The 1,069-nt window shown below is 28.3% G+C and carries 1 protein-coding gene; it reads right to left on the bottom strand.

Annotation, left to right across the window (positions count from 1 at the left end):
- Positions 1-30: 30 nt before the first annotated feature.
- Complete coding sequence (locus KHW44_RS09995; RefSeq protein ID WP_294685135.1) at positions 31-1,029, bottom strand: V-type ATP synthase subunit C; 999 nt, start codon at positions 1,027-1,029, stop codon at positions 31-33.
- Positions 1,030-1,069 lie beyond the last annotated feature (40 nt).

Below are 1,069 nucleotides of genomic sequence, written 5' to 3' on the forward strand. Positions count from 1 at the left end.
GAATCTCTATCACCTACTACAGCTACTTTTTTACGCATAACTTAACCTCAACTTACTCCTGATATAATCAGGTTTCAATGAGTTAATCTTTCCTACAAAGATAATCCTCAAGTTTTTAATTTCAGTTTCTTTGGCAAATAAATATCCAAATAAAACCTCAGGTCCATAAGTAACCTTCTTAATTTCCTTGATTTTTTCCATCAAATAATCGTCCATAGCTTTTTCAAAACCAGACAAACTATTTGACTTCTTGTATTCACTGATAGCTTCCTTCACATAATAGTAAATTCTAGCTTGCTTGAATAATGGACTATCTTCAGTGATTTCAGAATGCAATTCACTTTCGAATTTTTCAGATTCAATACTTCCGTTAGGAATAATAACTTTTTTCAAAAATTCTAAACTTTTCTTTTGATTTTGAATTCTAAGTAAAGTTTTGATGTTTGTAAAATCTATTAAATCTTCAACATATTCATTTATCAAATCTGAATCAATTTCTTTTGCTATTTCTGATGTCTCCACAAAATACTCTCTGTCAGCATATATATCTACCATTTGAGGATCTTTGTTTTCTTCATAATCAGCGATGGATTCTTTAATAACTTTATCAAAATGTTTCATTTCAGTATCCACGTTTTCCTTAATAGAATTTCTCATACTTTTGAATTCAATTCTAGTTATATCGCTTAACATAGAAGAAAAATCTTCATCTTTTAGATATTCTTTTATTAGCACTTTTAAATTATGATAATCGTATTTTAATGCCATTAAATCGACAGGGTATTGGAAACTACTCATATCATACATATACTTATACGTCTTTTTTAACTCGTTTTTCAAAGCTATATCATAATTCTTGTAATTATCCAGCTTTGCGAATTCTGATTGATATACTGAATCTGATAATAATCTTACCGTTTCCTCTAAGTTACTAGCATCTATCAGTCTTTCATAATCATTCTTAGTCAATAATTCCTTTTCTTTGACACGAGTTATAGCAGATTGATGTATGAAATCTTCTTTTTTCATATTATCACCTACTTCTTAAAAAGAGTTTTTGCAATTTCTA

Origin of the sequence: Finegoldia magna, assembly GCF_018371055.1 — a bacterium.
Taxonomy (GTDB): Bacteria; Bacillota; Clostridia; order Tissierellales; family Peptoniphilaceae; genus Finegoldia; species Finegoldia magna_I.

What these genes read in the sequence shown, in the direction of transcription:
- KHW44_RS09995 (WP_294685135.1), bottom strand. Translation starts at nt 1,029, where the DNA reads ATGAAAAAAGAAGATTTCATACATCAATCTGCTATAACTCGTGTCAAA.